Annotated in this window: 2 protein-coding genes; both read right to left on the bottom strand. The window is 66.6% G+C overall.

Translation table 11 applies throughout. The annotated features are described in order from the left end of the window. Positions 1-1635 (bottom strand): molybdopterin cofactor-binding domain-containing protein (locus IL54_RS17510; RefSeq protein ID WP_037479104.1); only part of this gene is annotated, 1635 nt, incomplete at its 3' end. A gap of 39 nt (positions 1636-1674) precedes the next feature. Next, the gene (locus IL54_RS17505; protein WP_037477334.1) at positions 1675-2109 is read right to left on the bottom strand and encodes a CoA-binding protein; all 435 of its coding nucleotides are present in this window, start codon (positions 2107-2109) and stop codon (positions 1675-1677) included. Between the last annotated feature and the right edge of the window lie 211 nt (positions 2110-2320).

The following is a 2320-nucleotide window of genomic DNA, read 5'->3' as shown; positions in this document are numbered from 1 at the left end:
GGCGGGATAATGATCCACCGCCCAGTTGGGAATCGCATAGGGTGGTGCCATGCCCGCCACGGCCAGCCTGGATGCCTTGTCCGCCGCCTGCGCCGCTGCCGCATGGGGCAGCGCGCCGTCGGATATGCGTGCCCAGGTCTGGATCATGGCGCAGGGGGCCGCAACCTTGGCCAGCCAGCCCTCAATCGCGCCATTACGGCCGATCTTCGCGGCCATCCGCGCTTGCGCGGGTGCACTGGGCCGGTCCTGCACCACATCCTCCAGCCGGGACCAAAGCAGTTGCACCGGGCGGCCCACATCGCGCGCGATCAAGGCGGCCTGCACGCCGACGTCCCAGTCCATCTTGCGCCCGAAGGAGCCGCCCGCATGCAGCGGATAGAGGGTGACGGCGGTTTCGGAGAAGCCCAGCGCAGCGGCAATGGCGGCACGCGCCAAGCCCGGTGCCTGCGTCGCCATCCAGACTTCCGCGCCATCCTGCCCGACCCGCGCCGTGGCACAGAGCGGTTCGAGCGCGAGGTGCAGCCCGGCTTCGACCCGATATTCGCTGGCCAATATCGTCGCGCCTTCGAACACCGGCAGCAGGTCGCCCTGCGCATAGAGGCGTCGGCCCGCGGAGCCGGAAAAGGCGGCTTCCAGCGCTGCGTCAATCGACGCGCTATCGACCGGCTTGCCGCGCAGGGTGAAGACTGGATCGGCAAGATCCAGCGCCTTGTTGGCCGCCCACCAGTTGGTCGCGACTGCGGCGACCCAGCGTTCGGTGCGGACCAGTTTGAGGAAGCCTGTGACATTGCTTGCCGATCGTTCGTCCAGCCCGGCGAGGACGGCGTCGCCGATCGGCCCTTGCCGGATCGAGGCATGGACCATGTCCGGCAGGCGGATGTCGGCGGCGAAATTATGGCTGCCATCGATCTTCGAGGGGGTGTCGAGCCGGGCGACATCCTGCCCCGCCAACCGCCCATCCTGTCCCTGGCGCAAGGGTAGGATGGTGGGGAGGTCGAATTGCGCCGCTTCCTCGACCAGCTCGCCGATCTTCAGCCGCCGCTCGCTGCCGTCGGAGACCAGTCCTTCTATGATATCGCAGCTTTCCCACGGCACCGACCAGCGCGCCGCTGCCGCCTTGCATAGCAGGATGCGCGCGGCCGCACCGGCATCGCGATAGGCGTCGTGGAACATCGGGACCGACGTGCCGCCGCCCGTCAGCATCAGGCCGCTGCGCGTTGCATATTGGCCGATCGCCCAATCGCCAGCATCGCCCAGCAAGCGCGTCCAGTCGCTCGCCAGCCATTCGCGGGCCAGCAACGTATTGGCGTAGAGCGGGCTGATCGGCGCGCTTTGGACCGCGACCGTGCGCCAATCCGCGCCCAGTTCGTCGGCCAATATCTGCGGCAGGACCGTCGTCACCCCCTGCCCCGTTTCGGTTTGCGGCACGATGACGATCACCTGCCCTGTCCGGTCGATCTTGAGGAAGGCGTTGACGATCGTTTCGCCGGAACCGGCATTGAGGTTGGGCTGATAACTACGCGGCCAAACGCCCCAGGCGATGAGCAACCCCGCTGCAGCCCCGCCGCCGACCAGCAGCGTGCGCCGGTCGATGCCCTTGCGGCTGTCCGATAGTGTGCGCGGGGGGCGGGCCATGGCCCGACTGATAGGGGCGCGATGGCCGGGTGGAAAGCGTTAATCGGCGCTGACCGGCACGATGCCCAGACGGGGTATTTCGATTGCCGGACAGCGGTCCATCACCACCTTGAGGCCCGCCGCTTCGGCGCGGGTAGCGGCGGCCTCGTCAACGACGCCAAGTTGCATCCAGACCGCCTTTGCGCCGGCGGCGATGGCGTCGTCCACGGCCTCTCCGGCGGCTTCGCTGCGCCGGAAAATATCCACCATGTCGATCGGTTCACCGATGTCGGACAGGCGGCCCCAGACAAATTCGCCATGGACATGTTCGCCCGCAATCTGCGGATTGACCGGCAGGACGCGATAGCCATGGTCCTGAAGGACAGCCATGACGCGATAGCTGGCCCGTTCCGGCCGATCGGAGATGCCGACCAGCGCGATGGTGCGGGTTTCGGTGAGCAGGGTGGCGATGTCCTGCGGGGCGGTCAGCGGCATGGAAATTCTCCTTATGCAGCTAGGACGAGCCAAGGACCGGGACGTTCCCGATGATGGAGACGGATCGCTTAACTTCGCACATTTCCCGCTGATTTCGACATATTCTTGCGCGTCTCTGATCCTATCGCAAAGTCACAGTGCGCGGACGTCCGATCATAGCCTGTCGCGCCGCTGTAGGACAGTCACACCGTGCGATCGAGCCACGCCGCCA

The sequence above is a fragment of the Sphingobium sp. ba1 genome (assembly GCF_000743655.1).
Lineage (GTDB): Bacteria > Pseudomonadota > Alphaproteobacteria > Sphingomonadales > Sphingomonadaceae > Sphingobium.
Note: the sequence above shows the minus strand (reverse complement) of the source record. Positions and strands in the feature narration are given on the sequence as shown.

What these genes read in the sequence shown, in the direction of transcription:
- IL54_RS17505 (WP_037477334.1), bottom strand. Translation starts at nt 2,109, where the DNA reads ATGCCGCTGACCGCCCCGCAGGACATCGCCACCCTGCTCACCGAAACC.